Source organism: Brucella sp. 22210 (assembly GCF_052045675.1).
Classification (GTDB): Bacteria; Pseudomonadota; Alphaproteobacteria; order Rhizobiales; family Rhizobiaceae; genus Brucella.
Genome location: NZ_JBQEPD010000003.1, coordinates 355,687 through 380,312 on the forward strand (window position 1 = coordinate 355,687; position 24,626 = coordinate 380,312).

The window sequence follows — 24,626 nt, forward strand, 5'->3', positions numbered from 1 at the left end:
GATGAACGCATCCTGAAGCTCTCGCGATGCGCACTAGAAAATAACTGCTTATTTCTTGTTCTTTTCCGCGAAAGCCTTGATGGCTCCGGCAACTTCATTCTGTGCGGCTTCAGCTGTATCGAAGCCACCGAGTTCCACGGCCTTGCGACCTTCCGGCAGCTGCTTGTAAACGCGGAAGAATGCTTCCAGACGCTGCTGCTCGATCTTCGGCAGGTCGGTGATTTCCTTGATATCGTCGTAGGTCGGATCGATCTTCGAGGTCGGAACGGCCACGATCTTGTCGTCCTTTTCACCGCCGTCGATCATCTTCAGAACGCCAATCGGGCGAACCTTGATGATGGCGCCCGGTACGATCGGCTCGCGCGTGTAAACAAGCGCGTCGAGCGGGTCGCCGTCGCCAGCCACCGTGCTGGTGATCGAACCGTAATTGGCCGGATAGATGACCGGCATCGACTGATAGCGGTCGACAACGATATGGCCGGTCTTGTCGTCGATTTCGTATTTGGTGAAGCTGCCCTGTGGGATTTCGATGGCCGTGAAGAATTCCTTCCCGTCCTGTTCCTTCTGCGGATAGTCGAGATAGGAAACATAGTCGGAAGCAGATGCGGCAGTGGCAGCGGTCAAGGCGAGGGCTGCGGCAAGCAGGAGCTTTTTCATGGGATGTCCTTTAGGCATCGGTGAAACACGCTTTGTGCCTAAAGGCCTTCCATTGCAGTTATTTGAAGCTTTTATTGCGGTTGGATGACGGTTCCGCGAGGAAGCGTCTGCGATATTCCGCAGGGCTGATCCCGATCTTCTGCCGGAAATGGTGACGCAGCGTGTAGGCGCTCCCAAAGCCCACGGAAGCGGCGATATCGTCGATGCTGGCCGGACTCTGGCAGAGCAGTTGCTTTGCCGTCGTCACCCGTTCGGCAACCAGCCAGTCGCCGGGTGTGGTGGCGGTCGCCTCTGTAAAACGCCGCAGAAAAGTGCGGGCGCTCATACGGCATTCGCTGGCCATCCGTTCGATGGTCCATTCCGAGGCGAGATTGCTCCTGATCCGGTCGAGGAGGGGGCTGATTTCGGTGCCTTCGCGTTTGGCGACCGGTCTTTCCAGAAACTGCGCCTGTCCGCCTGTGCGATGGGCTGGCATGACCAGACGGCGGGCGACGGAATTGGCAGCCACAGGTCCAAAGTCCTGCCGCACGATTTCGATCAGCAGGTCCATTCCGGCGGCACTTCCGGCCGACGTTAGAATGCGGTCATGTTCGCGATAGAGCGATGCATCATCGACTGCGATATCCGGGTGTCTGTCGCGCAAGGCTTGCGCATAGCGCCAATGGGTCGTGGCCTGACCTCCGTCAAGCAGACCCGTCGCTGCCAGCACGAATGCGCCGGAACAGATCGAAGCCAGCCGCGCACCCCGTTGATGTGCGTGCCGCAGTCTTTCGCAGATCGCCTCTGGCACGGGAATATCTGCGCCTTTCCAACCGGGCACGATGATGATGTCGGCCTCGTCAATCAGTTCGGGCCCATGGTCCGGGGTAATGACGAAACCGCCATGCGCACGCAACGGGCCGTCCTCAATCGGGCAACTGGCAAAGCGATACCAGTCCAGCCCCATTTCCGGGCGCGGCAGGCCGAAGATTTCGGCGACGATGCCGAATTCGAATGTGCAGAGGCCATCATAGAGAAGGGCGACGACCAGCGGGCCGGTGAGTTGTGGCTTCGGGTTTGTCATGATCTTTACGTATATTGTCAATCACGCCAATTGCAAGCGGGCAGCCGTTCGAGCCAAAAGAATGGCGAACACAACAGGAGATCGCCATGACCATCGCTATGAAGACTGCGGCCAAATCCGCCGTGACTGCCATAGAAGCCGCGCCAAGTGCTGTGGCACGGGAACATTTTGCAGCGCAATTCGCCTTCGAGACGGATTGCTGGGATGTACACGACGCGCTTTCGAAGGGTGCCGATTTCGTGCTTCTCGATGTACGCGGCCCGAGCCTGTTTGCAAAAGGCCATATTCCGGGCGCGATCAACCTGCCGCATGGCAAGATCATCGGTTCGAAAATGGCGGATTGGCCGCAAGAGACGGTATTTATCACCTATTGCGCGGGGCCGCATTGCAATGGCGCAGCGCGTGGCGCTCTACGGCTCGCCGACCTTGGCAGACCGGTCAAAATCATGGCTGGCGGGATAACCGGCTGGATCGATGAAGGTTTTGCGCTCGCAACGGTGGAGGCGGGGGAATAGCCGCGTCCAGAAACAAGTCTGCCGCAGGGCGCTTCACGCATCCTGCGGCAGAAAACAGTTCACACCGCTCTATTCTTTTGCATAAAAGCGCATCTTACCCGAAAACCGCTTCACACTTTTCGGGATGCGCTTTTATGCGTGAGCGGGTTCGACGTGGTTCAGCGCCTTTTGCTGCTTGAATGCAGCAGCCTTGACGGCAGCCTGCACCTTTTCAAAGGCACGCACTTCGATCTGGCGTACGCGTTCACGGCTGATGCCGAATTCACTGGACAGATCTTCCAGCGTCATCGGATCGTCGGAAAGGCGGCGGGCTTCGAAGATACGACGCTCGCGATCATTCAGCGTGTCCATGGCCTGTTCAAGCATCGAGCGGCGGTTTTCCAGCTCGTCCTGTTCGATCAGAACCTGTTCCTGGCTGTTGCTGTCATCGACCAGCCAGTCCTGCCATTCGCCGGATTCACCTTCGCTTGCACGCAGGGGCGCATTGAGCGAGGCGTCACCCGACAGACGGCGGTTCATGGAAACCACTTCGTCTTCGCTGACATTCAGCTTGGTCGCGATCTGCTTGACCTGATCGGGACGGAGATCGCCATCGTCGAGCGCCTGAATCTTGCTCTTCATCTTACGCAGATTGAAGAACAGGCGCTTCTGGTTGGCAGTCGTGCCCATCTTCACAAGGCTCCACGAGCGCAGGATATATTCCTGGATCGAAGCCTTGATCCACCACATGGCATAGGTGGCAAGACGGAAGCCGCGTTCTGGCTCGAAGCGCTTGACGGCCTGCATCAGGCCGACATTACCCTCGGAAATAACTTCGCCGATGGGCAGGCCATAACCGCGATAGCCCATGGCAATCTTGGCCACGAGACGCAGATGGCTCGTCACCAGCTTGTGGGCGGCTTTCGGATCGGTATGTTCATGATAACGCTTGGCCAGCATATATTCTTCTTGCGGCTCAAGCATGGGAAAACGGCGGATTTCTTCCAGATAACGGGTAAGGCCACCGTCGCCGGACGTAATGCTGGGAAGATTCATCTGGGCCATAGAGCACCCTCCTTTATAATTTCAGGTCCCCATTTGGCGAACCTGTCGCGGGGGCTGCCTCCTGCACTTCCCTCACGCGAGCCTCCATATATAGGCATGATTTTGGCGAAAACACGATCCTTTAACTCATGAAACAATCTGTCACTGCAATGTGAACGCTCGTCTGCGTGAAAAGTTGCAGAAGCATTCTGTAAAGCGCGCTGGATTTGACTGTTCCTGATGATCCAGGCGCAGTTTTGACATCAACTGCACCCGGATTGGTGTTGGCTCGGTTTTTTCCAATTCGCTTCAAGGTCCATGTTTACATGCACAGCGATGCGAGGAAGAACCGGAAGACCTGACAGTATTATATGGAGTGCGCGCGGAAATTTTCCAGTAGGTGCTCCATATCTTCGGGCACTGGCGCTTCAAATCGCATCAATTCATCGGTTGCGGGATGCGTGAAGGCGAGAAGCCAGGCGTGAAGCGCCTGTCTGTGAAAGCCGCGCACAGCTTCCTTCAGCGGTTCCGGCAGTTTGTTGGCCTTGGTTTTATAGGCACTGCCATAATCCATGTCACCGACCAGCGGGTGGCCGATATGGGCCATATGGACGCGAATCTGGTGCGTGCGGCCGGTTTCAAGGCGGCACTCCACCAGAGAAGCCAGTGCCGTGGCATCCTCACGGGGGCCGAATTTTTCCACCGTCGCATAATGGGTGACGGCATGGCGCGCGTCTTCGCGCTCTTCATTGACCACGGCTTGCTTTGTGCGGTCGCGATGCGAGCGTCCGAGATGTGCATCAATGACGCCTTGCGGTCGCTCGGTCATGCCCCAGACGAGGGCAAGATAAGCGCGCTCCAGATCGCCGGTGCGGCCATGGTCTGCAAATTGTTCGCTTAAATGCCGGTGCGAACGGTCGTTCTTGGCCACGACCATCACGCCGCTCGTATCCTTGTCCAGACGATGAACAATGCCCGGACGGCGGATTCCGCCTATGCCGGACAAGCTATCGCCACAATGATATATAAGGGCATTGACAAGCGTTCCCGTCCAGTTGCCGTTGCCAGGGTGAACGACAAGGCCAGCAGGCTTGTTGATCACGATGAGATCATCGTCCTCGTAAAGAATATCGAGGGGAATGTTCTCGCCTTGCGGTTCGGCAGGTTCAGGCTCGGGCAGCACGATGGCGATCTTCATGCCTTCGCGCAGCTTCTGCTTGGTTTCACGAGCAGGTTCACCGTCGATGGTCACATGACCGTCGGCAATCAGGGACTGAACGCGACTGCGGGAGAGTTCCGGCCCTAATGCTGCGGCCAGCCACTGGTCCAATCTTTTGCCCGCAGCATCAGTGTCGGCAATTAGTTCTTTCAATTGTCTCTTCCCTTCGTTATCACGCGCCACACGGGTGCATGAACCGGAGTCATTTAATGCAGGATCCACACTATCCGCGATACCAGAATCAGCAGGATTCAGGATATCAGGACTATCAGCAGGGCTATTATCAGGACGAACAACCGTCCGAGCCTGTGCTTGATCCGGCTATGGAACGTGTGCGCCGCAAGATGATCCGGCTTCTGGCCGTTTCAATCGGCGTCATGCTGATCGGTCTTATGGCCGTGCTCGCCGCCGTTGTCTACAAGATCAATCGCGCGCCCGAAACCCCTGCCACGCAGGAAGCCCGCTCGGATATTCCAGGCCAGGCCGCAGCCCAGCCTGTGAAGCCGGAACCGCCGAAGCTGATCGAGTCGCAGATCAACCTCGTTCCCGGCACGCGCCTCCTGTCGCAGAGCCTGTCTGGCGATCAGCTTTCGCTGGAAACGCTGCTGCCCGACGGCGGCACTGAACTCATCATTTATGATTATCGCGAATCCCGCGTGATCGGCCGTATCAAGCTCGGCAGCGTCGAGTAAGATCGGGGTGCGTTGCGCACTTAAACAGGCGGCCAGTGGCCGCCTTTTTACATTCCCGGATTGCGCTTTTCTGTAAGGGCGATTATATCAGCCAACAACAGACCCTATGCGCCCATCGTCTAGCGGTTAGGACGGCGCCCTCTCACGGCGCAAACAGGGGTTCGATTCCCCTTGGGCGTACCAGTCATTTCAATAACTTAGCAATGTCATACAAAAACTTGTCTAATAACCGTCAAATAAACGGTTTCTGGCTTTGCAGTTTCGGTTGCGTTTTAGCCCCTAGAATTAAAACAGACTGCAACAATCTGTTATGCTGGAGCATGGGCGCAATTTGCATCGCAGTCATGGCCTAGTTCGGCGACTGTTCGGTCTTTGGATAACGGTCACGAGCCTGTTTGATACGACTTTGCTCCCAAGGCGCTAATTCGTGAAGCTCCAACGATACGCTTGAAGAAAATTCCATCAAGGGTTTCTCTGCGCCAAACACGTCCAAGTGCCATATCAATTTCAGCAGCACTTACGCCTTCGCGGCCGGCATACACGCCCATCAGCCATGCAGATTGTTTGCCGTTCCTGACCGATGTAACTTCGCCTGATCTATTTGTTACCTTATCGCCTAGGAAAATGACGGGTGAACCAGACATTCCGCTTCGAGTTACTGCATCGACCAAAAAGACCGGTGCGTTGTCCAGTGCATATAGTAGTGGTTCGGTTGCAACGGAGCCTCGTTTCCATATTGGAACAGTCCCCTGCACTCTAATACCTTTTGGGAACCCTAGAATAAAAACGTCGCTAGCGACCATAGGGTATGCGTGCTCAGCATACCAATCTTCCTGTTTACCCGCGACTCGAATAAGCATCTCGCTCGTAAAAGTCACAATTCTGCCCCCGATTTCTTCGAAATTCGTCAAGGCATCGTTCAATGGCAACATAGCGACATCTGGAATTTTGAGGGGGGCTAGTGAGTATCCTTCGTGCTCAAACCATGTTGCTTGACCGTTTTCTGCGAGCGTCAAATTTGCTTCACAACAAATAGCAGAGTTCTCGTCTGTCTCGCTTTTCACAAAGTAGGTGAATTCCACTCGATTTGGTGTGAAGCCACTGGAGTTGAGATGCGCGCCCGTTTCGGGATGCAAGCCAGAAAACACATGCCAGTTAGTGGCCAGAACCACCTCGGCACCAAAGCGATAAAGAAAACCCGTCGCTTTTGATAATTGAATGTCGTGAAAATACAGCGTCAGAGGAACGGTTGCCATGCTCTCGAAGCGTATCAATTTGTATAGTCCTGTTTTCGACTATCAGGGATTCGCCATGAGGCGATGTGCACGTGTGGCAGAATGCCGCTAAGTCACAGTTCTCGCAACGCGGATTAATAATTATCCAAGGCTACTATCCGCACTTGAACAAACCCGGCTCGAACCATGAAAAAGCCTCCTCTCTGGACGACCTTAATCGCAATCACGTCGCGCCAATTCACCAGCGCTGCACGGCATGGGGTTCGTCACCATACCTGAACCTGCCTTAAGGTATGCATAGAGGTTTTCACCATTGGTGGAAAGCTGATGGTGCAAATCTGTACTATGTCATCGTCCCAAATCCAGACGATGTTCAAGCGCCTCGCCACATGGCTATAGCATCCTGCAATGAGAGAAGTTTTGCGGCTTTCCCGTAAAACAGCCTATTTTATGCTCGCTACGACTGACCAAGAAGCCGCAAATCTGCTTTCAATGTTAACATTTGACAACAGGCATCACTTCGCCAGTAGCTTTCGAGTGTAGGCTTTCCGGCAATGCTCGTCGCAGTAGGGGTGCCCACCTTGGACAGCCTCACCACAGAACAGGTGAAGCTCTCCAGCTTGCGCCCGATTAACCGGCCACTTGCATTGATGTCGCGAAAGGTCAGCGAGCGGAAAGCCTTCATGCGGTCGCGTGAGCTTATCGAGCATAGGAATCACCTCCGAAAGCTGGCTGCGGCTTTTCCAGTGCATCGAGACGGGCGCGGACAAATGCCGGGGTGAGCAATCCATTCATGAGCCGCTTACGGCATCCGTCCAGAACACGCTCATGCAGCCGGTTCAAATCCGAACCGAACACGGTCGCTAAAAAATTATCAGCCTCTTGCTTTGATGCTGGAACCGCAAAAGGCGTGTTTTCATTTTCGCCATTTGCCGCGAGTGCATACCCGTTTTTTTTGTTTGCCGGGAAGTCGGAGCCGGTTCGCGCTGGCTCATTGGGGGCCTCGCTCACCGTCTCCTTGGCGTCACCCATAACTGGAGAACCGTCGCTCTCTTCATAGCCCTCTTTTACAGGTAATCCTGTAAGGTATTCCTTTAAGGTAATTGGTGGCACTTTCTGCCATCCTTGGTGGGCAATTATTGCCATCCTTACGATTTTCAGGGTGGGCATTTTCTGCCACCCCTGTACGGTCAAGGTGGGCATTATTTGCCATGCTGGATTGCGGCTTATTGCGTACATTTTTTTCGGTTTTTATCTCACGTTGGCACTCTTCCAATTCCTGAATTTGCATCTGAACGCGTTCATGATGTGGGTTCTCGATCCGGTAGACCGTGATGCCATTCCTCCGGCTGACCGGAATGAGATAACCATGCTGTTCGAGAAGCCTGCGCGCCTTGACGGCTGTGTGATGCGACCGAACACCAGCGCGAACGAATACTCGTCCGTTCGATGCATAAGCCGGTGTCGCCTGGAGCGTCTTCTTGTCGATAGTTACGAGGGACGCATAGACGATAATCAGATTGAGACACTGACCCGCACGCAAAAGCGGATCGGCAGCAACCGTTTCGAACAATGAGAACTTGAACGCGGCCAGTTCCTGCTTTGCCTGCTCGAAGGCATTGAAGCCATGGCGACGGGGGAAGGCATGAACCTCGGCGGATGAATTGGCTGGCTGGCTCATAGTCCTTGCCCTCCCATCATCCTTTCCGGGTTCTCGCGCTCGTCTGTGAAATCGTCGTCGCCGTCCTCTAGATCCGGGTCGCCGTCAATCTGGTCGAGAAGCGCAATAGCCTGCTCAATCCATTGCTCAAGCATAAGGCGGCGGAGGCGATATATGGCGGGACTGCTCATTTCATACCGCCATTCGGGGCTGGAAGCACCCAGATTGAAAGTTCGGTCGCACCGCGAGCGATGCGCAAAAGCAGGAATGCCAGAAAAATGCGGGTGAGCTTCATGATTAAAACTCCCCGACTTTCTTAATGAGAACATCATCGATGGCGCAGTCATATCGGTAGACGATTTGCCCGCCTGAGAACGGCATGCGCGGCGAGAAGCGAAAACAACGGCCATCTACAGGGTGGTCGAATGCCTGCCAGCGAACGACGCTCTGCACTTGCATGTCACTTCCGACCTTCACTTCATAATAGCCGTCACCCTGCCACTTTGCGGGCAGAGCATCCGGGGTCTTAGGCTGAGGTGCTTTGTCGGCAGCTACAGCCACGGCGGGAAGTGCAACGGCAGCACTCGCAACCGGCAAGAGTTTGAGGAAGAAACGGCGGTTCATGCTGCGCGCCCTTCAGGCTCATTCCAGCCCGTGACCTTTTCGAGATAGATCAGCCCAGCCCGGAGCGGTCCTTTGACTGCATCGCTAAGGATTGCATCATCAGGGCTAAAGGCCAGCCGAACGGCTTCACGAACCTCTACAATGCTGCTCAACGGCGTTTGCCAGTTTTCGAGCTTGTATAGAGCAGGCCCATAAGTGGCCTCTATAGCTTCTTCCTCATTCGTGCCTCGGCGCTCCCATCCGGCGAATGCAAGGTTTCCGGCATGGAAATCCTTAATAACCTCGACAAGACTTTCGTGATTTGGCGTTTTTAGCGGCGTTTCACGATTGGCCTTGTTCAAAACATCGCGTACCGGCGCCAATGCTTCGAGCGCCACGAACATGGTCTTGCTAAGTGCAAGGAGCGTATCGTTGTCGATAAAGGTATGGTCCTGCAAACCTGCGTGAACGGTGCGTAGAAGATCCAAACCAATATCCATTTGATCAACGGGTAATCTGGTCTGAGCCGGAACGTAGATATCAGGAAGGGTAATCATGCGCGCCCCCTTTCCTCAATAATGACACGCTCCAAAACCTCGGCCATATCCAGCACCATCTCAGTTACCGTCTCCAGAACTCTTGAGAGATTGGCAGGGACATGCTGGGCCAAGAGGTAGCCTTCCTGATCATCCGCAAATTCCACCGCTGCGCGGCAAATGCCGATCATGGCGTATACCGTGCTCGCGGTTTCATTTGCCTTCTTTGCTTGCTCAAGCAGGGTGTCTTTTTTCTGCTTGCTGTTGGACAAGCCTTCGGCGTTTGCCGGAATGGAATGTTCCGTCATTGGATTTCTCCTGATTTTCAGAATCGTCAAATCTGTATCGTCATCCGTTTCATGAGATTAACGATTATCGTTTATTTTTAACGGTTACCATCTATTAACGTTAAGCGTCAACACTTTTCGTTGATGGTTGATGAAAATAATTAAATGAGATATCTATCGCGTATGATTACACCCGCACAATCACGCGCCGCTCGCGGCTTAATCGAATGGTCTCAAGAGCAGCTTGCGCAGGCTTCTCATTTGGGGCTTTCAACAATACGCGACTTTGAAAAGGGGAGGCGGATACCGACCCATAATAATTTGGCCGCAATCAAAAGAGCGCTTGAGGACGTAGGCGTCACTTTTCTCGCTGCAGGCGATAGTACGAGCGGCGGCGCCGGAGTGCGTTTGAACGATTAGTCTCCACCACTGCGTGGCCAGTGCTACGTCTGCAAGAAAATCGAGAGACAAGTTCTGTAGACTTTAGCGTATGCCCTATGTTTAATGGATCCTGCGAGGGTAGGTCTTGGGGTGGGGCAGTATGAGGCGAATTTGCTTTCTTAGCGGAAGCGTTGCGATAGGCATTTGCATAGCCATGTCTTCTGCAAAGGCGGATGAGGCTACGAGTTCGGGAACAGGTTTTGCTGTTTCTAAGGACGGCTGGATCGTGACAAACGCCCATGTTGTTGATGGCTGCTCTTATGTGACTGTGGCCTCCATGGGTAAAGCATCGGAAATCCAGACCGATAAGCAAAATGACCTCGCAGTGGTGCGAATTGCTGCGTTACCCGCAAACAGCCAAGTATTGAAGCTGAGGGGTTCTCCCGCTCGCCTAGGCGAAGACGTTGCCGCTCTTGGTTATCCCCTTTCGCAGATTTTGTCCGATGGCATCAAAATTACGATGGGGAATGTAAATTCTCTGATCGGCTTGGAGAACGACACACGATATTTACAAGTTTCAACCCCGATTCAACCTGGAAATTCGGGTGGCCCGCTCGTTGATCGAAACGGGTTGGTAATTGGGATAAACTCAGCGCGGCTCAATGACGGATTCGCAATAAAAAATACCGGCAGCATCCCGCAGAATGTGAATTTCGCCATCAAGAGCAACATTCTGGAGCTGTTTTTGCAATCGCGAAATATCGTGTATGAAACAGAGACACTCAAAGACCAGCCGCCACTAGGCTCCGCCGATCTGGCATCAAAGGTGTCACCCTCTGTCTTCCAGTTGATGTGCTTCAACGATGTTACCGCGAGAAAAGACGGGGTAGAGCAGATTTCACGCTCAGAGCCGTCAGCTGCCGCGTCGGAAAGTCCTTCCAGTCTGCCTTCACCAGATCGAAACAATGGATCAATGGCCAATGTTGCAACGGACTTTGTGAGACTAGTAGTTAACAGCAGCATGAACGATACGGTTACAGCGCTGACTGTTGCGGATAAAGCGTATGGCTCTGTGGTGGATTTTTATGGAAAAACTCTTAGCCATGAAGCTGTTTTGCAAGACAAGCGAGAATACTTCAATCGCTGGCCAGTCCGAGTGAGCAAAATCATTGATAGTTCCGTCCGTACCGACTGCCAGAATATGAAATGCGTGGTCGCTGGCGACTACGACTGGGCAGTTCAGAGTTTAAGACGAAACAAGCAAGCTTCAGGAACCGCCAGCTTTTTCTATGTTCTCGACATGCAATCAGGCATAAAAATTATCGCTGAAGGCGGCAAGGCGAGGAAATAGGCTATAAATGATGGTGAAGTTTTCCTCGTGAAGGAACAGCGATGAGCAATTCCAACTATGCTCCATATGAAGCGAAGGACGACGATTATCTTAGCTCTCCCTTTGAACGCGATGAATCTCTCATAATAAAAATAGGTATAACGGTTACACTTTGGGGCACAATAAGTAATATATTGCGCTCATTAGCGTCAAAACGATTGGCATGTAGCACTGATCAAGCTGACGTAATACTATCGCAATTCTCGGGTGAGAATTCTCGTATTCAGTTTTTGATATCTTTATTGGAAGCACAAGACGCGCTGGCCTATGCGAGGATTATAGCAGCGCTTCGTGGTTTGGCTTCACTTACCAATGAGCGAAACTTAATTGTTCACGGCGGACCTTTTTGGGGAATGAAGTTGGGTTTTTATCCTCCAGGATTTCACTACCGAAATTTCAAGCAAAAGAAAGCCGATAAGAAAGTTACCGCGGCTCACAATCTTCTCGATGGTCACTTGAAAGCTCTCAGAGAAAAGGGATCCGAACTTCATCGTTCTGTGTATTCAGACGAATTTGGGGCCTTTGAGAACTTAAATCTCTGAGTTTGTGAAGCCGGTCGTTATGTGCCTGTGGTCAACAATCTGGAGGCGATAAGCAAAGCTCTCGAAGCGGCAGGCGTCCAATTTCTTGAGAATGGACAGGTGGCAAGCGGGCCGGGGGTGGCGTTGAGGAATATAAGAAACCTCTAACAACAGCTTGCTGCGAATCATTGCTTAGGAAGTCATCTTATCAAGAATCGCAAACGCGCTGAAAGCAAGAATCTAAACGAACCCTCAATTTGTATTCACAGATTAGAATTTCATTCGCAAACTAAGCGTTGTCCGATTAGGTCACTGGATTCATTACAAAATATTCTAATAGCATCCGGTGGCTTCCGGCAGGTGAGGGTTACGACGAAGAAAATGGGACTCGCATGAGGTGAACGTTCTGCTTAAACCTCATTAAAGGTGCGTGGGGATTTAAATGACTGAACATAAGCAGAGATATTTTGATCGAATTATTCTTTTGAATCGTTTGGTCAGCCGAAATGTCACACATGCAAAGGACGAAAAGCCTCCGCTGCATTCTGGTGCTCATCTGTTCGAAATATTAGAAAAACGCTTCAAAAGCGGTAATTGCATTGAATTTTTTAATGTAAATGGTGATTCATTAGATGATGGCGATCGAAAGAAGATAAACGCTGATAGAAACCTTATTAGCATAAGCGCGTTTTCTCGTGATCAGCACGAAGGACGCGAATACGTTTCTATGCTGGTGAGTTACGTAGACCAGAATATCAAAAGTTTTCCAGTTGAAGACGTGTCTTCATTCTCCGGCAGGGATCTGTCAGGAAGTACGACAGAGCGTGGTTCATTCGCTGCACACGTTGTAGTTCGTCTGCCGTCTAGCGAAACAGAATATGATGACGGAAGTTATCGTTGTGCGATCGAAGCAATTCAAAACTTGTCACGGGCCAATATTGAGTTTCTTTTGTCTAGGCAACTTCGGCGTGTTGCCGAAAGCGAAGGCTGGACTTTTGATGTTGTCCGCGAAGAAAAAGGGCGCACCCGAAACAAGTCTTACAAATACCATCCAAGATTGGAGCTTTTCGCGGACGTCGGGCGGAGCATGTTCGGTGAGGATGGCGGCAAGGAGCTAAACTATCTTGAATTTACTCATAGACATGAAAAGCAGAACATTGCGGGCAAAACGTCTCTTGCTCATGACGATTTCGTTGCCTCGGTAAAGCTACGCGTCTCCGCTAAAGAGGGGCCGGCAGACCCTCAAGAGAAGAGAGGTTGGTTCCAGGCCCTTAAAAATCACTATGAAATGAAGGGTTACAAAACAAAACTGTATTTTCGTCATAACAATGGGAATACAGTGGGTGGAGCAGTAAGCCCCTCAGTTGCAGGAGCCACCGATTTGCTTATGTGTCCGCGAGAAACCATAAAGACCACGACAGTTACTGGACTTTGGTTGAGCACAATACAGCCAGAAATCCGCGATAGAATGCGGGAGTTATTGGATCGGGACGATTTATGGAAACGCGCAAAATAACTTTAGGGGATGTGGAAGAAACGAGGCGGCCAAATCGCGCTCGGATATTGGCACCTTTACGCTATTTGACGATCCACGCTCCAGAAAAAACCAAATACGATTTTATAATCCCTATTGCTGTGGGGTTAGTGGTATGGGCTGGATATAATTTCTTATCGCCTCGCCCCTCACTTTTTGGCTCAAGCGGGATTCTTGCCAGCGTGCAAGTATTTTTGGTGCTTGCTGTTCCCTTCCTGATCGGTGCGCTCGCATCCGTAGCGATGGGAAGTCCGGGAGAGCGGATAGATAAGCGCGCTGCTGGCGTGGGAATTTTCTTGGATGGTCGGGCGCTCTCGTTGCGACAGTTCGTATGCTATTTGTTAGGCTACCTTTCTTTTTTAGGGCTTGTGTCCTTTATAATCATTGTACTCTCGAGCTTCGCAGCCCCAAGCATCATGGCTATGCTGAAAGGTTCAGACGTAATTTACTACACAGTGAGGCAGTTATTTTCGCTCGGTATTTTCATAATATTTTCAGCCTTCACTACGACTGTATTCTGGGCGTTGTACTTTTTAACTGATGTTGTAAATAGAACTGATTGATAAGCAGTAACGTTCCTGAGTTTTAGCCGTCTATTCTGTGGTGCTGATACGCTTATTTGATGGGCAAGATTTGATCAGTCCGATTTCAGGGGGCTTTCACCGTAAAAGAATAGGAATAACAGCTTCTTAATAGACGAGTTGATGTGATTTTCAGCTTGGAATCGCGCCATCGGTCATTGAATCATGCACGTTCCCGGCCAATCGCGGCATGAGCGATTAGCGCAGCCCGTCAGCACGGTAGCCAAGATTATAACGGTTAAGGTGGCTGACAGTACCTTCATTCATCAATCTCGTTTCCGTCATCGTCTTCGTCTGAACCCCGATCAGAATCATCAACATATGCTTTGCAGCCTTCTTCGAAAGAATTGCTATTGCCGCTGCAATCATCCTCGTCTGATATGCCGTTGCTTTCGGCCCAGTCATATCCCGCCTTATGACCAGAACAATCTTGCGTACAATCGTACCCACCGAAAGTCTGCGCTTCAGAGGGGTAAAGCCAGCATGTGCCGACCAACAATATGCCCGTCGCGATTATTCCCCGCATGATTCCTCCCAATATTCTCTGAATTTTGACTAATCATATCGCGAGTCGGTGCCTATGTTCCATATCGGACCGACCACGAACCATTCCCTAATAATAGCAAACGGGGTTGCGCCCACCCGGGCGGCTGTAAGCGCTCCGACCTCCACATAACCGACCATTTCGCATTACGTCGTACGGGCAATCACACGTTCCAACATAAGGAGACCGGACTGGTTGCCCTGAACGCCGCGCCGGAGCCAGTCGGGCGGCGGCAGGTGGTGCGACTGTTCGAGGGGTGGTTATTGCTTTTGGCGGAGCAGGGGGTGGGTTTTCGGTAAGATAGCGCTCAGAAACCCATCCCGTTCGATTGCCATAAGATACGCTAAACCAACCTGACCGGTAGTTTAAAACCTTAGCTGTTTTTCCTCGGTCGATAGCTGTGACGATGGGCGCCGATGTTGAAGGCTCGGACCGCATGTTTACCTTTGCGGTTGAATAAAGCCATTTTCCAATGAAGGGATGACGATAAACCGCGGGCGGGGGCTGGTCTGTCTGTCGGGGTGACGTTGCCTGAATGAAGCCTAAAGGCTGCGGCGCTCGCTCAGCGGGTTTGGTTGCAGCTTGTGGCGCAACAGGGGTGGACGGAGGCACATGTGACGGTTGGTCATTTCCGAAAACCTTGGCCAAAACGAATAGCGCAGCAGCCCCGAATATCCAGTTTTTCGCCTTCGACAATCTTGGATCCCCCAACCCTCAGGCGGATCAAAGCAAAATTGTCGAAGGCTGTCGAGATAAAGCCTCACTGAAGGCCCTTCGCCTTTCGTCTGGATCGTTCAGCGATGACGAACCAGTCAGGCGCGTAGCCATTTGTCCAGGTCAGATCTGCTTCAGCATCGTGCTGTTCTTCCGGCGGTTCCAGCTCGAGGTCTGGATCGTCGTCTAGCTGGTCAAGCATATCGATAAGGCGTTCAATTTCGGCAGCGATAGAGAGACGGTCGAGTTTCATTCGCCCCTCCAGCACACGGAGATTTCTCCGTCGAGAGCGACGATTGCCTTGCACACGGCCTTGTAATTGATGCCTCCGCTATGCCATCCGCCGTTCTGAAAGTAGCGTTTTGTGTGCGCCAATGCATCCAGATCGACCATTGTGTAATTCAGTTCGGCGCAGCGCTGTCGAATAGCGTCCAATATTGGATAACCTGTCGCCACCAGCGGAGGCTTTGGGCGACTAATTTTGTAATGCTTCCTCAAACCGTGAAGCTGAGCCAATGTTCGTGTAGGAAACTCCTGCAAGAGCTTTTCGGCGGGCGCAGTAGGGCCTAAGCGTCGAAGCTTCGACAGTTCGGCTGCCGTCATCAGCTGCCTCTTTGGGCGCAACCCCAACTTTTGGCAGCGGCTCCGCAAAGCGAGGTATGTTCTGTGGGGCAGCTTTTCCATCAAAACGGAGTAATCCGTGCCGTATTGCCTGCAAATCTGGTCCTCGTCCGGCGTCCAAAGCCGACTGCCGTTTGGCATAATACCCAGATATCGGATACGGCGTCGGGCATGCTGTGCTCGGTTTGCGTTCTGTGAATAATCGCTCAGATACATAGATTTGCTCCTCGATTGGACAAATCCCCGCCGAGCGATATGCAACCAGCGGTGCTGTTTGACTTCAACGCCGCAAAATAAGGATTACCGATAACCCCGCTTTTCAAAAGAAAAGGTGTGAAGCGGTGTTGAAAATGAGAGCAGGGTGCCTGAAATAAAGCGGCAAATGTTCGCCAAGGACTGACTAGAAAAAAACGCTGCTCCGCTGTTTTCAGGGCGATGCCCTGATTGTCGTCGGTAGAAACCGGCCCGCTATTCCCCGCTAAAAAGCGGCCCGTTATCCGCCGTTATAAAACGGCGTCGAATCTATAGCTAATGACGTTTACAGTTGTATTCAAATCAGTTCTTAAACTCCCGTCAGCTAGAAGATTTTGCCTTAAAGTCGGAAGGGAGATTACGGAATGGCGATAGAGCATTGGCCGGAAGCGGATGTTTTCATCGATGAGGTTCTTAAGGAAAAAGACCATGGTAGCGACCGCGCTCTTGTGTTGGTCGGAGTTACAATGGTCGACAACCTCCTTCAACGGTTGCTTCACATGAACATGATCGAAGGTGCCGATGAAAAGGAGTTGTTCTCAGGTGATGGCGCGCCTTTGGGAGCTTTCTCCAAGAAAATTAAAGTCGCCTTCAGTCTTGGACTTCTAACAAAGACTGAGCGGGAGTGCTGTGACACGCTTCGCAAAATTCGAAATAGCATGGCGCATGAGTTGGGCGCTACCCTTTCATCTACTGCTACACGAAGCCAAGCAGTGAGCATTTATGAGAAATCTTATAAAAAAAAGCCTAACCCAACAGACGACGAGAGGACTGTTTTTTTCATGGCCTGCACCGTAATGATTGTTGCACTATTGGCGCGTTTAAAAAAAGCAAAACATGCCGATGAGCCAACTACTGGCTTAGGAATATAGACTGCGAAATTCCCCTGCTCCGCCCTGTATTATCAGAGGGAGATTGCCCGCATTCTTCGCGTTAATACGGGAGGGATTCACGGGATTCATCCGCTGTGCTACGCTTGCGCTCTTCACGGAAACAGGCGGGTTCGCAGGCATGAACGAGAATAATCCATTTCAGTTTCTCGGCCATCTGATAGCGGCAGCGATATTGCTGCCGCTCGGTTGGTGGGTCAAAGTGACTTATGCGCCTGCGTTGGCCGATTATTTGCGCAGCATTTTCTAGTTCGCCATCAAAACCCCGGCCCTTGACGGAACGGCCAGCGCTCGGCCCAAGTCCTCAATGGCCTGCATAAATGCGGGAGTTTTCGAGGCCCGCTGAACAGTCATGTTTATGGCGTTCTTGTCCCGGCTGGTCAGCAGCTTTGCAACTTGGATCATAGTTTTCGTATCGGCAGATCGACTGGCGGCACCAATCGCATTCTTGGCAATGGATGCCCCGGCACCGAGCGTGGCACCTTTCCAAGCGCCATCGCCACCACCGAACAGATAACCGACACCTGCACCGCCTCCCGCGCCCAGTCCTAGCTCCACAAGCTGGCGGGCGGTTGTGGAATTGCCCATTGCCCCGCGCAGTTTGTCGGCCAAGTCTTCGACCCTGACATACGCCTCGATCTGTTTCATCTTTTCGGGACCGAAAACCAAGGCCATGCTGTCGCGGGACGCTGGGGATTTGAAAACATTATTGATGACGTTCACACGGTCACTTGAGGCTCGGATTTTATCGACAAGTTCGGATGCGTACCCCGTCTGGAATGCTTTCTTCTCAGCGTCCTTCATGGATGCAAAAGCGCGCTGCGCTTCCGGTACCGTCCGCGGTGAATTGGCGAATTTCTTGCCCGCTTCCAGCGCATCTTCTGCTCCGAAGAATGCAGCCGCCCCTCGACGAGCGGTGCTGAACTCCGGCACTGTCTGATCGAGAACGCCATTCAAACGGTCACGAAGCTGTCTAACTGTCACCCCGTCATAATCAGATCCGCCTTTGAATGCTTTTTCCTGCATCTCGCGGAGATTACGCTGTACATGGTCCCAGAATTCGAGATTTGGGCTTACAACAGTTCCGTCCGCATTCTGGCGAAGCCCGTAATTTCCCGCACCATCAAGCTCGAAAGGGTTCGGAATTGCCTTTCCTCCGGATACGGCGGCTCGGTCGGCGCTCTTTGCGGGTACGTCTGCCATTGCCTTTCGGAAAGTTGGCGACTGCATCAAATCCTGAATGTCGGTTGTAAACAACGCTTGGGCGTTTGGGCTGCGATAGGCAGCCTCATAGGCTGGCTTATTGGATACTCTCGATGCTTTGATAATTGCCTCATGCAGGCCGATATCGTCAGCGCTCCCTGTTACCAGATTGCGGATGAATGATGATGCCCGCTCCCCTTGGGCCGCGAAACGGTCATCTGCAAGACTATTGAAGGCTGCCCTTGCTTCTGGAGCCTGATTGGATACGGATCGGGCCAGCGCACGCGTTGTTTCACCGCCCCGATCAACATTGGCGATGGGCAGATTATTTGCGCGGGCCACGGCTTCGTCGGTGGAGTTCATCATGAGACGCGGATCAATATCCATGTCGCGAGCGTAAGCTACACCTACTCGGCGCGCGGCTTCATCTGCTGGATCAAGCATGGCATTCACCGTGGGTGCAAACCGATTGTAAATCGCACCGGCCCCGCGACTGAGCGCCTCCCCAACCAGCGGAATAGCACCTCCGGCCATTCCCGAAACGATACCATTTGCAGCTGCGTTATAACCGTCGCCGCCCCGAGCCAGTGTGTCCGCCGCTGAAATACCGGCATTGGAAACAGCAGAATTCACGGCACGGGTTCCTAATCCGCCCGTCATGCCGAGGCCTTCGGCAATGGCTGGTGATGCAGCAGCGCCTGCGGCCATAGGCGCGATATTGGCGGCTATCTCGCCAGATAGAGCCGACATAGGATATTGGTTTTCGCGAACCTTACGACGAATGCCGACTTGTTGGCGAATACGGGCTGGGTCTTCGCCTGTAGCCGCACCATAAAGATTGCTGCCAATGAAATCCGATGCTCCACGAAGTGCCGGGCCGACAACCGGAATATTGCCAGCCCCTTCCACCCAAGTTTGACCAGCGCCCGCGATATTGTTGTCATAAGCGGGCCGCGAAAGCCGAGAGAGGTCGGACAGGCCGTCTGTCATCTGGTCGGCACTTATACTCTGGTCCTGCTGGTCAGACGCGGGTTGCTGTCCCAAATACATCTGCAAGGCATCAAACGCACCTTGCTCATTGTCTCCAGTGATATTGTAAACGCTGCCGTCCGGCGCGGTAATGCGAAACTGTGGCATTAGTTCACCCTCTCGATCTTGTAGCCGTTGACATTGCCGGACCGACCCGTGCCTGAACTAATCGGGATAGAGGGCGTCTGCTTGTCTACAAATCGTGGATCCAGTTGGGCGGGGTCGATGCCCATTTTCTGGAGTGCAGCGACAGAACTTTTTGTCAGAAAACCTGGAGCCTGATTACCGCCCATGCTCTGTTCATATCGCTGATTATACGTCTCAGTGCGTGCTGCCAGCATATGCAGAGCCGAACTCACCGCAGCTTTGAGCTGCTCAGGTGAACTGCTTGAGCTGATAGCGTCCTTCCATTCCCTTACTGCGCTTTCAGGCACAGCGCCCGTCCCATGAAACGCCTTGCCAAGTTCTTCGGCAACCCCAAGCTTGTAAGTCTCAAATGCCTGCTGGGCGCTCTCGCCGGTCTGGCGGCTGAAGCTGTTCGCTATCGCATTCCATGCGGGATAGGAAGAGTTTTCAAGCTTGTTATGCTCGTCCACCATGCCGGCCATATGCTGAATAGCCAAATTGGTTGACGAAGCGAGCTTGGCCATTTCACCGGTGGAATAATCCTTACGGGTCTGGGTCCGCGAAGTGGACTGCGTGGCATCAAATGACGGGTCGTACATCCCGACAAGCTGCGCTAGCTGCTGCCGTTCTCCCGAACGTAATGATGTAACGCTGGTGATAGGCATTTCATAATTCGCCACCTTCTTCACCAAAGTAGCAGTTTCACGCGGCAGACTTTTCAGGAACTCCTCCTGAGCGAGGGCGTCCGGTCTGCCGGTGTTTGGGTCCGTCGAAATCAATGGCAGCCCTTCGAAATCGATCGTTGTCCCGCCAATGGTTGTCCGCTTCGCCGCGCGCGTCTTTTCAGTCTGAAAATCCGTGAAAGAGCCGGTATAACCGTTCTCTTTGGCAAACTTATAGTTCTGAATTTCGGTCGTATCCTTGCCGCCGCCATTCGGCGCAGTCAGCCATTGGCCGGATGCAGGATTGTAAATATTGCCGTTGCCCACATTGATTAGGTCTCCGCCTTGAGCTTTGAGGCGCGCAGCATCGACTTCATAACCAAGCTTTTGCAATTCGAGATTGGCTTTGGGGTCTTGTCCCTTGCGGATATTCTGCATGACCTGAACGACGGCCTGCGGGCTTCGGGAAATAATCTGTGCTTCCGGCGCGGAAAAGCCCTGTGCCGTCAGATACTTCATGGTCTGGTTTTCTTGTTTGCGCTCCTGAACAGCGCCGAGGCCACCACCAATAGCCGAGAGCAAGCCGTTCCCGCGACCCAACCCTTGGAGGAAGGCGGACACAGTTCCCAAATCTAAGCCTGCTGAGTTGCTAAACAGCCCCTGCGCGGGCTGCTGCGCGACCTGTGGCGCTGATTGCTGCTGTGGCAGGACAAATGGACGATTGTTGACAGGTGCACGATTTGCATCCGGTGCGGGTGGATAATAGTTGGGGTCGTTTTGACTGACCGCAACTGGCGCGCTGAGATTGCCCTGCGGCGGCTCGAATGCGGCCATGATGCCACCTTTTGGGATTTGCTCTTTCGAAGGTGTGGCGCCGGTTGTCGTTAGATCGATGGCGGGCTGCGCTGGCTGAGCGGATGCGGCTGTCAGCATATTTTGTGGCACCAGATTAGGCTGAGCCACGAGCATATTCGGAAGGTCTGGAATACCGAGAAAACGTAGATCGAAATTTGCCATGGGTTTCACTTTCACTGAACGCCTGTCGCGCCTGCGACGAAGCTGTCGAAAATGCCGAGCGCTTGGATTTGGGCTGTTTCTTCTGTCTCGCCATTGAACTGCGCGTCCGCTACGGCGATTTCTTCAAAGGCTTGCACCGCCAGTTGGATTTCTTCCCGCGCCGTTGCCCAGTCAACGACACTCCGCTCATTGTCGAAATTCTGAAGCGATAGCTGTTGGATCAAGCCTTGCACGAAGGCGGGATGCAGAATGTAAGAGCCGTTGCTGGTTCTGAAGGGGCGAATGAGGGGCTTGTTCATCTGCTCAAGCCTCGATCCGCTGTTCGGCTTCGGCCAATGCCGAGGCTCGAACCAGTTCGGAAAGCGAAGTGCCCTTCTTTCGAGCGACTTCCTTCAAGGCCTGCTTCTCTTCCCTGAAAACGCGGATGAGAATGTAATCGGCCATTGCAACATTTGCGCGCATTTGCAGTCTCCTTTCGTTAATACGAATGTATCACGAAAGAGGGCGCGTTTCGATAATTATGTAGTTAAATCAGATAGTTATATATTGCGTTCGCCATCATTCAGGGCTGTTCGTGGTTGTGTAAAACAGCAGGGCAATATGACGGTGCGACAATCTGTCATGCGGCGCCGGTACGCCTACGCCAATTCCCAACGGTCTGCGGGCTGCTGCCGGTACGCCGTGAAATCTCTCGGTCGGACAGTTCTGGCTGAGTGTCCAACATGGACAAGACGGCTGCACGCTTGTCGGCATTGGTACGGCGTCCAGTTTGGACAGTCTCACGCGATGACGCATCCGGGGCACCGGTCGTGAAAAGATTGCCCGCTGAGGACAAAGCATCGAAGTCGGCTCGCAAAGTCGATATCAGTGCAGCGTCCTCGTGAACATCACGCGAATAGTCCCTGCCGTTCAGTTCTCCGAGCCACAGAAGCCGGGTGCGGAAATCATCGGCATTTCGCGCTGGCAGGGTGCCAAGCAGATGTTCGAGTGCCGCCTCACGCGCCCGGACCCAGATCGGGGGTTCATACATGGTGTCGAAAACATAGCGCGCATCAGTCAGATGTCGCCAGCGCTCATGCTCAGCCCATGCGCCTTGAACATCGGGTGGTAGGGCATACGCGCGTTCCAAGGCTTCCCATAGCTTCGGCGTTGGCTCGCGACATATCCAGCCAGCATAGCCGCTGATATAGGTATCAGTGCTGTTGGAATATTCAGATCGGTCCGCCAGCGGTTCGAGCATGGCTCGTAAAAGGTGCTCCTGTTCTGTTGCCGCAAATATGGCGTCCTCACTGCCGAATTCTTTCAACAGTTCTCGACATTTCCGCAGCCGTTCATTTTCCCGCTCTGCACGTGCTGCTGCTTCCCTCGCCTTCCCCCCCGGATATTTTGCTTCCATCCTATCATCGAAGCCTTCGAAGAAATTGGCAGTTTTCGGCTTCTTTGGCGTGTCCAATTTCGACGCAGCCTCGGAAAGTGTCATCCCGGCACGCTCTGCAATCTTGCTGGCTCTCGCCTTAGCTGCCGCTCGCTCGCCATCTGTCGCACCGCCAGTAACCAGCGCATAAACCTTGCGGAATTTCTCAACGTCCAAATTGGACGCAGCGTGAATATTCATGCGTCCTCGCTGAAAATTTGATCTGGTGTGCCGAATAGGTTCTCTTCCACCCAATCCGAGAATCTTTGCAGGAATGCGAAGTCTGCGCCAGTCGCCTGGTCAATCATGCGAGCCTCTGCTGTGGTGGCGGGTGAAAATGCATCGCCAGTTTGTTTTCGATATTCGGCCATCACCCGTTTTTCTCCGAGCGCCCAGCGGACGCAGCCCATAAAGAAGCCGAACATGATCGGGTCGTCGTCGTAGGAAGTTTTCAATGTCTGCTCGCTCATTGCGTCCTCGTGCTGATTACAAGTCTTCGATTGTTTCCCGGCAGACCTTCATCAGGCTGCGGTACTCATCCAGTAAGGCCTTGGTTTCGCGGGTATATGCGCCATGCCGGTAATTGCTGTTTTGTGTGCCGGAACGATTTCCACCCCGAGCGCCATGCATCCGGCAGACGTTAAATCCCTTCACCGCTGGCGACTTACACCGCACGCCGCTGTGCTTTGCTCTAGCACGGCATCGAGGTGCCAGATTCATGAGGGTGACGTTATCGACCAATGTCACCCCCTCCATTCTTGCCATGAGACACGTTGCCGACGATGGCCTGTCCGCCTTCGTGGACATGAACGTGCTCGACGGTCATTTTTTGCTGCCCGCCGGATCTGTATCGGGTCAACGCCTCGACCTGGGCTGCGAATGTGCGCGAAAGCTGATTGAGCGACCGAGACGCGCTGTCATATTGCGGAATGGTGTCCGTGCGATTGATCCGGTTCGCCAATTTCATAGTCGCGTTATGGATTGCGGCCATCTGCGCCGCGAGCATCGCTTCGACTGGATCCCTCGGCTGAACTCCGGCCACAATGGACGCCGTGAAAGCGCTTCCGTCGTGGCTGGTAACGCTCAACGATTGGCCTGCTTCGAATAACTGATTGGCGATGCCAACAATGAAATTCGGATCGGATGAACCGAATGCCTGCTCGGCTCGCTCCTGGTGAACGGTCAGTGTGCCGGTTTCGTCATAATGAAAAATAGCAGCTTTTGAGGGATCGACAGCAGCAGGTTTAGCTATCGCGCCGCCTTCAGCAATCTTTGGAACTTGGCAGCATTTGCCGCCCGCTTTTTTTTCCTTCGTCATATCAGCCGGCCTCATTCTGAGTTTGAAGCTTTGAGGCGTTGATCGCCTCGACTGCTTGCAGTGGCGTCAGTCCGAATTGTTTCCGAAGGTGCGGAATGATGGGGTGGGGCTTTTCAGCTTGTGGCGTTGTTGCCAGCCACAGAGCGGCCCGTTTCACTGGATCGCTCATCAGAAGCCACCTTTTTTCGAAATGAGAAAGCTTGAGCTATCGCCCGGTTCGCTCACCTGCCTTTTGATTGGCTGTTCGCGACCGGGCTTACTCCAGCCACTGCGCTGAAGGTTACGAATGAGGCTCGGAGTGGGGATTAGCTCAAGGCCGCTTTCGCTACCTGTATATGGTATATTAATAGTGCCCGCTATGGGCGTGCAGGGAATGGTCGAAAATGGGCCTTCACTGTACGCTCTGGGCGTGCTGACAGCCCGCTCTAAGCGTGCGGTGGTGTCGTTTGCTGTACGCTCTAAGCGTGCTGCGTGTACGCTCTGGGCGTGCGGCGTTTTTTTCTTCGCGGGTGTACTGTCGGGTTTCCATGACATGAATTCTTTCGACGGAACCAGTGAGCGTTCGGGTTCATCCTGTGGCAACTCAGTCAAAATCCACGTCGTTGCAAAGGGAGTGCCTTTGAAGCTTCCCCTGCGTTCCTGCTTGATGAAACCCTTCTCGATCAGGTCGCGAAACGCTGCTGGAATGGGCTTGTTGCTGCAACCCACCAATTCCTGCGCCTCTCGATAGCTCATCGAAATTGCCCCGTTATTCTTGCCGTTATAGCGGCGCTTGATTTCGACATAGAGGCAGCGTGCATAGACACTCAGCGAGCGCCAGGCATCGCAATCGAGAAACCAGCGGTGAAGCTGAATATACGGGGAACTATTTCCACGGCCACGGCTGTCATGTTTCGCCATGAACGCCTCCCCGGATAGGTAGGGAGGCGCGAGGCCTCC

At 53.1% G+C, this 24,626-nt stretch carries 34 protein-coding genes, 1 tRNA gene and 2 pseudogenes; 11 read left to right on the forward strand and 26 right to left on the reverse strand.

The window, feature by feature from the left end:
* Window positions 1-48: 48 nt before the first annotated feature.
* Both ACTJKP_RS06610 and ftrA read right to left on the reverse strand, forming a co-directional pair.
* A complete protein-coding gene (locus ACTJKP_RS06610; RefSeq protein WP_078339465.1) occupies window positions 49-657 on the reverse strand; it encodes an inorganic diphosphatase in 609 nt (202 codons plus the stop codon).
* A 58-nt stretch (window positions 658-715) separates the two neighbouring features.
* Window positions 716-1,720 (reverse strand): transcriptional regulator FtrA, encoded by a 1,005-nt coding sequence (gene ftrA / locus ACTJKP_RS06615; protein WP_440630076.1) that lies wholly within the window; start codon window positions 1,718-1,720, stop codon window positions 716-718.
* A gap of 86 nt (window positions 1,721-1,806) precedes the next feature.
* Here ftrA and ACTJKP_RS06620 point away from each other — a divergent pair, with 86 nt between their 5' ends.
* Complete coding sequence (locus tag ACTJKP_RS06620) at window positions 1,807-2,235, forward strand: rhodanese-like domain-containing protein (RefSeq protein ID WP_440630077.1); 429 nt, start codon at window positions 1,807-1,809, stop codon at window positions 2,233-2,235.
* A gap of 132 nt (window positions 2,236-2,367) precedes the next feature.
* On the opposite strand, the gene rpoH is transcribed toward ACTJKP_RS06620, so the two are convergent.
* The gene (rpoH, locus tag ACTJKP_RS06625; RefSeq protein ID WP_078339462.1) at window positions 2,368-3,279 is read right to left on the reverse strand and encodes an RNA polymerase sigma factor RpoH; all 912 of its coding nucleotides are present in this window, start codon (window positions 3,277-3,279) and stop codon (window positions 2,368-2,370) included.
* 346 nt (window positions 3,280-3,625) lie between these two features.
* Window positions 3,626-4,660 (reverse strand): RluA family pseudouridine synthase, encoded by a 1,035-nt coding sequence (locus ACTJKP_RS06630; protein WP_440630078.1) that lies wholly within the window; start codon window positions 4,658-4,660, stop codon window positions 3,626-3,628.
* A 26-nt stretch (window positions 4,661-4,686) separates the two neighbouring features.
* Here ACTJKP_RS06630 and ACTJKP_RS06635 point away from each other — a divergent pair, with 26 nt between their 5' ends.
* Window positions 4,687-5,169, forward strand: coding sequence for a hypothetical protein (locus tag ACTJKP_RS06635; RefSeq protein WP_078339460.1), 483 nt, complete (start codon window positions 4,687-4,689; stop codon window positions 5,167-5,169).
* Window positions 5,170-5,277: 108 nt separating this feature from the next.
* Window positions 5,278-5,352 (forward strand) — tRNA-Glu (locus ACTJKP_RS06640).
* A 200-nt stretch (window positions 5,353-5,552) separates the two neighbouring features.
* On the opposite strand, the gene ACTJKP_RS06645 is transcribed toward ACTJKP_RS06640, so the two are convergent.
* From ACTJKP_RS06645 to ACTJKP_RS06680, 8 genes and pseudogenes are all read right to left on the reverse strand, one after another.
* Window positions 5,553-6,425 carry a hypothetical protein gene (locus tag ACTJKP_RS06645; RefSeq protein ID WP_440630079.1) on the reverse strand — a complete coding sequence of 291 codons (873 nt, stop codon included), beginning with the start codon at window positions 6,423-6,425 and terminating at the stop codon, window positions 5,553-5,555.
* A gap of 494 nt (window positions 6,426-6,919) precedes the next feature.
* Window positions 6,920-7,114, reverse strand: a complete 195-nt coding sequence (locus ACTJKP_RS06650) for a GcrA family cell cycle regulator (RefSeq protein WP_440630080.1) — start codon at window positions 7,112-7,114, stop codon at window positions 6,920-6,922.
* Window positions 7,104-7,517 carry a hypothetical protein gene (locus ACTJKP_RS06655; RefSeq protein ID WP_440630142.1) on the reverse strand — a complete coding sequence of 138 codons (414 nt, stop codon included), beginning with the start codon at window positions 7,515-7,517 and terminating at the stop codon, window positions 7,104-7,106. Before ACTJKP_RS06655 ends, ACTJKP_RS06650 begins: the two co-directional genes overlap by 11 nt.
* A pseudogene (locus tag ACTJKP_RS06660) lies at window positions 7,512-8,085 on the reverse strand (hypothetical protein); the annotation flags it as partial. The pseudogene ACTJKP_RS06660 and the gene ACTJKP_RS06655, both read right to left, overlap by 6 nt.
* Complete coding sequence (locus ACTJKP_RS06665; RefSeq protein WP_002965525.1) at window positions 8,082-8,255, reverse strand: hypothetical protein; 174 nt, start codon at window positions 8,253-8,255, stop codon at window positions 8,082-8,084. The gene ACTJKP_RS06665 and the pseudogene ACTJKP_RS06660, both read right to left, overlap by 4 nt.
* A 106-nt stretch (window positions 8,256-8,361) precedes the next feature.
* A complete protein-coding gene (locus ACTJKP_RS06670) occupies window positions 8,362-8,688 on the reverse strand; it encodes a hypothetical protein (RefSeq protein ID WP_440630081.1) in 327 nt (108 codons plus the stop codon).
* Window positions 8,685-9,224, reverse strand: a complete 540-nt coding sequence (locus tag ACTJKP_RS06675; protein ID WP_440630082.1) for a hypothetical protein — start codon at window positions 9,222-9,224, stop codon at window positions 8,685-8,687. Before ACTJKP_RS06675 ends, ACTJKP_RS06670 begins: the two co-directional genes overlap by 4 nt.
* Window positions 9,221-9,511 carry a hypothetical protein gene (locus ACTJKP_RS06680; RefSeq protein WP_440630083.1) on the reverse strand — a complete coding sequence of 97 codons (291 nt, stop codon included), beginning with the start codon at window positions 9,509-9,511 and terminating at the stop codon, window positions 9,221-9,223. Before ACTJKP_RS06680 ends, ACTJKP_RS06675 begins: the two co-directional genes overlap by 4 nt.
* Before the next feature lie 162 nt (window positions 9,512-9,673).
* Between ACTJKP_RS06680 and ACTJKP_RS06685 the strand changes: the two genes are divergently transcribed.
* The 5 genes from ACTJKP_RS06685 (at window position 9,674) to ACTJKP_RS06705 (ending at window position 13,879) form a co-directional block, all read left to right on the forward strand.
* Window positions 9,674-9,910, forward strand: a complete 237-nt coding sequence (locus ACTJKP_RS06685) for a helix-turn-helix domain-containing protein (protein ID WP_122241805.1) — start codon at window positions 9,674-9,676, stop codon at window positions 9,908-9,910.
* 175 nt (window positions 9,911-10,085) lie between these two features.
* A complete protein-coding gene (locus ACTJKP_RS06690) occupies window positions 10,086-11,222 on the forward strand; it encodes a S1C family serine protease (protein WP_440630084.1) in 1,137 nt (378 codons plus the stop codon).
* 41 nt (window positions 11,223-11,263) lie between these two features.
* Window positions 11,264-11,803, forward strand: coding sequence for a hypothetical protein (locus ACTJKP_RS06695; protein WP_440630085.1), 540 nt, complete (start codon window positions 11,264-11,266; stop codon window positions 11,801-11,803).
* Between the two features lie 421 nt (window positions 11,804-12,224).
* Window positions 12,225-13,298, forward strand: coding sequence for a hypothetical protein (locus tag ACTJKP_RS06700; protein ID WP_440630086.1), 1,074 nt, complete (start codon window positions 12,225-12,227; stop codon window positions 13,296-13,298).
* Window positions 13,280-13,879 (forward strand): hypothetical protein, encoded by a 600-nt coding sequence (locus tag ACTJKP_RS06705; protein ID WP_440630087.1) that lies wholly within the window; start codon window positions 13,280-13,282, stop codon window positions 13,877-13,879. The genes ACTJKP_RS06700 and ACTJKP_RS06705 overlap by 19 nt, the downstream gene beginning before the upstream one ends.
* Before the next feature lie 277 nt (window positions 13,880-14,156).
* Here ACTJKP_RS06705 and ACTJKP_RS06710 read toward each other — a convergent pair whose 3' ends face one another.
* On the reverse strand, window positions 14,157-14,423 hold the full coding sequence (locus ACTJKP_RS06710) for a hypothetical protein (RefSeq protein WP_440630088.1): 267 nt from the start codon (window positions 14,421-14,423) through the stop codon (window positions 14,157-14,159).
* 35 nt (window positions 14,424-14,458) lie between these two features.
* Here ACTJKP_RS06710 and ACTJKP_RS06715 point away from each other — a divergent pair, with 35 nt between their 5' ends.
* On the forward strand, window positions 14,459-14,740 hold the full coding sequence (locus tag ACTJKP_RS06715; protein WP_440630143.1) for a hypothetical protein: 282 nt from the start codon (window positions 14,459-14,461) through the stop codon (window positions 14,738-14,740).
* Between the two features lie 58 nt (window positions 14,741-14,798).
* Here ACTJKP_RS06715 and ACTJKP_RS06720 read toward each other — a convergent pair.
* The 3 genes and pseudogenes from ACTJKP_RS06720 to ACTJKP_RS06730 all read right to left on the reverse strand — a co-directional run.
* Window positions 14,799-14,879: pseudogene (locus ACTJKP_RS06720) on the reverse strand (SH3 domain-containing protein); the annotation flags it as partial.
* 322 nt (window positions 14,880-15,201) lie between these two features.
* Window positions 15,202-15,408, reverse strand: coding sequence for a hypothetical protein (locus ACTJKP_RS06725; protein ID WP_122241791.1), 207 nt, complete (start codon window positions 15,406-15,408; stop codon window positions 15,202-15,204).
* Window positions 15,405-15,758, reverse strand: a complete 354-nt coding sequence (locus ACTJKP_RS06730; protein ID WP_440630089.1) for a hypothetical protein — start codon at window positions 15,756-15,758, stop codon at window positions 15,405-15,407. The genes ACTJKP_RS06725 and ACTJKP_RS06730 overlap by 4 nt, the downstream gene beginning before the upstream one ends.
* A gap of 635 nt (window positions 15,759-16,393) precedes the next feature.
* On the opposite strand from ACTJKP_RS06730, the gene ACTJKP_RS06735 reads away from it, so the two are divergent.
* Window positions 16,394-16,900, forward strand: coding sequence for a hypothetical protein (locus tag ACTJKP_RS06735; protein ID WP_440630090.1), 507 nt, complete (start codon window positions 16,394-16,396; stop codon window positions 16,898-16,900).
* A 139-nt stretch (window positions 16,901-17,039) separates the two neighbouring features.
* A complete protein-coding gene (locus tag ACTJKP_RS06740; protein ID WP_440630091.1) occupies window positions 17,040-17,168 on the forward strand; it encodes a hypothetical protein in 129 nt (42 codons plus the stop codon).
* Here the strand turns inward: ACTJKP_RS06740 and ACTJKP_RS06745 are convergent.
* From ACTJKP_RS06745 to ACTJKP_RS06790, 10 genes are all read right to left on the reverse strand, one after another.
* On the reverse strand, window positions 17,165-19,258 hold the full coding sequence (locus ACTJKP_RS06745; protein ID WP_440630092.1) for a hypothetical protein: 2,094 nt from the start codon (window positions 19,256-19,258) through the stop codon (window positions 17,165-17,167). The two genes, ACTJKP_RS06740 and ACTJKP_RS06745, sit on opposite strands and share 4 nt — an antisense overlap.
* Window positions 19,258-20,955 carry a hypothetical protein gene (locus ACTJKP_RS06750; protein WP_440630093.1) on the reverse strand — a complete coding sequence of 566 codons (1,698 nt, stop codon included), beginning with the start codon at window positions 20,953-20,955 and terminating at the stop codon, window positions 19,258-19,260. The genes ACTJKP_RS06745 and ACTJKP_RS06750 overlap by 1 nt, the downstream gene beginning before the upstream one ends.
* A gap of 11 nt (window positions 20,956-20,966) precedes the next feature.
* Window positions 20,967-21,254: a hypothetical protein gene (locus tag ACTJKP_RS06755; protein ID WP_440630094.1), complete on the reverse strand. Its 288-nt coding sequence runs from the start codon at window positions 21,252-21,254 to the stop codon at window positions 20,967-20,969.
* A 4-nt stretch (window positions 21,255-21,258) separates the two neighbouring features.
* A complete protein-coding gene (locus ACTJKP_RS06760; RefSeq protein ID WP_440630095.1) occupies window positions 21,259-21,417 on the reverse strand; it encodes a plasmid mobilization protein in 159 nt (52 codons plus the stop codon).
* A 157-nt stretch (window positions 21,418-21,574) separates the two neighbouring features.
* Complete coding sequence (locus ACTJKP_RS06765; protein WP_440630096.1) at window positions 21,575-22,570, reverse strand: winged helix-turn-helix domain-containing protein; 996 nt, start codon at window positions 22,568-22,570, stop codon at window positions 21,575-21,577.
* Entirely contained in the window at window positions 22,567-22,839 is a 273-nt protein-coding gene (locus ACTJKP_RS06770; protein ID WP_440630097.1) for a hypothetical protein, read from the reverse strand. The genes ACTJKP_RS06765 and ACTJKP_RS06770 overlap by 4 nt, the downstream gene beginning before the upstream one ends.
* 16 nt (window positions 22,840-22,855) lie before the next feature.
* Complete coding sequence (locus tag ACTJKP_RS06775) at window positions 22,856-23,110, reverse strand: HGGxSTG domain-containing protein (RefSeq protein WP_440630098.1); 255 nt, start codon at window positions 23,108-23,110, stop codon at window positions 22,856-22,858.
* Window positions 23,100-23,687 carry a hypothetical protein gene (locus ACTJKP_RS06780; protein WP_440630099.1) on the reverse strand — a complete coding sequence of 196 codons (588 nt, stop codon included), beginning with the start codon at window positions 23,685-23,687 and terminating at the stop codon, window positions 23,100-23,102. Before ACTJKP_RS06780 ends, ACTJKP_RS06775 begins: the two co-directional genes overlap by 11 nt.
* Before the next feature lies 1 nt (window position 23,688).
* Window positions 23,689-23,856 (reverse strand): hypothetical protein, encoded by a 168-nt coding sequence (locus ACTJKP_RS06785; protein WP_440630100.1) that lies wholly within the window; start codon window positions 23,854-23,856, stop codon window positions 23,689-23,691.
* On the reverse strand, window positions 23,856-24,587 hold the full coding sequence (locus ACTJKP_RS06790) for a hypothetical protein (protein WP_440630101.1): 732 nt from the start codon (window positions 24,585-24,587) through the stop codon (window positions 23,856-23,858). The genes ACTJKP_RS06785 and ACTJKP_RS06790 overlap by 1 nt, the downstream gene beginning before the upstream one ends.
* Between the last annotated feature and the right edge of the window lie 39 nt (window positions 24,588-24,626).

Excerpts from the sequence above, each read along its gene's own strand:
- ACTJKP_RS06610 (WP_078339465.1), bottom strand. The coding sequence starts at position 657 with ATGAAAAAGCTCCTGCTTGCCGCAGCCCTCGCCTTGACCGCTGCCACT.
- ftrA (WP_440630076.1), bottom strand. The coding sequence starts at position 1,720 with ATGACAAACCCGAAGCCACAACTCACCGGCCCGCTGGTCGTCGCCCTT.
- ACTJKP_RS06620 (WP_440630077.1), top strand. The coding sequence starts at position 1,807 with ATGACCATCGCTATGAAGACTGCGGCCAAATCCGCCGTGACTGCCATA.
- rpoH (WP_078339462.1), bottom strand. The coding sequence starts at position 3,279 with ATGGCCCAGATGAATCTTCCCAGCATTACGTCCGGCGACGGTGGCCTT.
- ACTJKP_RS06635 (WP_078339460.1), top strand. The coding sequence starts at position 4,687 with ATGCAGGATCCACACTATCCGCGATACCAGAATCAGCAGGATTCAGGA.
- ACTJKP_RS06645 (WP_440630079.1), bottom strand. The coding sequence starts at position 6,425 with ATGGCAACCGTTCCTCTGACGCTGTATTTTCACGACATTCAATTATCA.
- ACTJKP_RS06650 (WP_440630080.1), bottom strand. The coding sequence starts at position 7,114 with ATGCTCGATAAGCTCACGCGACCGCATGAAGGCTTTCCGCTCGCTGAC.
- ACTJKP_RS06665 (WP_002965525.1), bottom strand. The coding sequence starts at position 8,255 with ATGAGCAGTCCCGCCATATATCGCCTCCGCCGCCTTATGCTTGAGCAA.
- ACTJKP_RS06670 (WP_440630081.1), bottom strand. The coding sequence starts at position 8,688 with ATGAACCGCCGTTTCTTCCTCAAACTCTTGCCGGTTGCGAGTGCTGCC.
- ACTJKP_RS06675 (WP_440630082.1), bottom strand. The coding sequence starts at position 9,224 with ATGATTACCCTTCCTGATATCTACGTTCCGGCTCAGACCAGATTACCC.
- ACTJKP_RS06680 (WP_440630083.1), bottom strand. The coding sequence starts at position 9,511 with ATGACGGAACATTCCATTCCGGCAAACGCCGAAGGCTTGTCCAACAGC.
- ACTJKP_RS06685 (WP_122241805.1), top strand. The coding sequence starts at position 9,674 with ATGATTACACCCGCACAATCACGCGCCGCTCGCGGCTTAATCGAATGG.
- ACTJKP_RS06690 (WP_440630084.1), top strand. The coding sequence starts at position 10,086 with ATGTCTTCTGCAAAGGCGGATGAGGCTACGAGTTCGGGAACAGGTTTT.
- ACTJKP_RS06695 (WP_440630085.1), top strand. The coding sequence starts at position 11,264 with ATGAGCAATTCCAACTATGCTCCATATGAAGCGAAGGACGACGATTAT.
- ACTJKP_RS06700 (WP_440630086.1), top strand. The coding sequence starts at position 12,225 with ATGACTGAACATAAGCAGAGATATTTTGATCGAATTATTCTTTTGAAT.
- ACTJKP_RS06705 (WP_440630087.1), top strand. The coding sequence starts at position 13,280 with ATGGAAACGCGCAAAATAACTTTAGGGGATGTGGAAGAAACGAGGCGG.
- ACTJKP_RS06710 (WP_440630088.1), bottom strand. The coding sequence starts at position 14,423 with ATGCGGGGAATAATCGCGACGGGCATATTGTTGGTCGGCACATGCTGG.
- ACTJKP_RS06725 (WP_122241791.1), bottom strand. The coding sequence starts at position 15,408 with ATGAAACTCGACCGTCTCTCTATCGCTGCCGAAATTGAACGCCTTATC.
- ACTJKP_RS06730 (WP_440630089.1), bottom strand. The coding sequence starts at position 15,758 with ATGACGGCAGCCGAACTGTCGAAGCTTCGACGCTTAGGCCCTACTGCG.
- ACTJKP_RS06735 (WP_440630090.1), top strand. The coding sequence starts at position 16,394 with ATGGCGATAGAGCATTGGCCGGAAGCGGATGTTTTCATCGATGAGGTT.
- ACTJKP_RS06740 (WP_440630091.1), top strand. The coding sequence starts at position 17,040 with ATGAACGAGAATAATCCATTTCAGTTTCTCGGCCATCTGATAGCGGCA.
- ACTJKP_RS06745 (WP_440630092.1), bottom strand. The coding sequence starts at position 19,258 with ATGCCACAGTTTCGCATTACCGCGCCGGACGGCAGCGTTTACAATATC.
- ACTJKP_RS06750 (WP_440630093.1), bottom strand. The coding sequence starts at position 20,955 with ATGGCAAATTTCGATCTACGTTTTCTCGGTATTCCAGACCTTCCGAAT.
- ACTJKP_RS06755 (WP_440630094.1), bottom strand. The coding sequence starts at position 21,254 with ATGAACAAGCCCCTCATTCGCCCCTTCAGAACCAGCAACGGCTCTTAC.
- ACTJKP_RS06760 (WP_440630095.1), bottom strand. The coding sequence starts at position 21,417 with ATGCGCGCAAATGTTGCAATGGCCGATTACATTCTCATCCGCGTTTTC.
- ACTJKP_RS06765 (WP_440630096.1), bottom strand. The coding sequence starts at position 22,570 with ATGAATATTCACGCTGCGTCCAATTTGGACGTTGAGAAATTCCGCAAG.
- ACTJKP_RS06770 (WP_440630097.1), bottom strand. The coding sequence starts at position 22,839 with ATGAGCGAGCAGACATTGAAAACTTCCTACGACGACGACCCGATCATG.
- ACTJKP_RS06780 (WP_440630099.1), bottom strand. The coding sequence starts at position 23,687 with ATGACGAAGGAAAAAAAAGCGGGCGGCAAATGCTGCCAAGTTCCAAAG.
- ACTJKP_RS06785 (WP_440630100.1), bottom strand. The coding sequence starts at position 23,856 with ATGAGCGATCCAGTGAAACGGGCCGCTCTGTGGCTGGCAACAACGCCA.
- ACTJKP_RS06790 (WP_440630101.1), bottom strand. The coding sequence starts at position 24,587 with ATGGCGAAACATGACAGCCGTGGCCGTGGAAATAGTTCCCCGTATATT.